This is a genomic window from Peribacillus sp. SIMBA_075, assembly GCF_046534585.1.
In genome coordinates this window covers 1-307 of the sequence record NZ_JAWRYN010000345.1, presented here as the reverse complement: position 1 = coordinate 307, position 307 = coordinate 1, and the positions used below count along the sequence as shown (strand labels likewise).

The 307-nt window shown below is 59.6% G+C and carries 1 protein-coding gene; it reads right to left on the bottom strand.

Annotation, left to right across the window (positions count from 1 at the left end; translation table 11 throughout):
• Positions 1-304: single-stranded DNA-binding protein (gene ssb / locus SB775_RS28515; RefSeq protein ID WP_410864543.1), on the bottom strand; the 304-nt coding region annotated here is incomplete at its 3' end.
• Positions 305-307 lie beyond the last annotated feature (3 nt).

Here is a 307-nt window from a genome sequence, read left to right as displayed (position 1 = left end):
GGGAGCCCAGCATCTGCATGGTACCGCCGGTATGCACCACCACTTCAGTCGTGTAGCGTTCCTGGCCGGTCTGGTCGGTCCATTTTCGGGTACGCAGCTGACCATCGATGTACACCTGAGCTCCTTTGCGCAGGTATTCACTGGCTACTTCCGCCAGTTTGCCGAACAGCACCACGCGGTGCCATTCGGTTTGTTCCCGCATCTCCCCTGTCTGTTTGTCCCGCCAGGTTTCGGAGGTGGCCAGCGCAATGCTGGCCACAGCGCCGCCGTTTGGCATATAGCGAATATCCGGGTCCTGACCCAGATA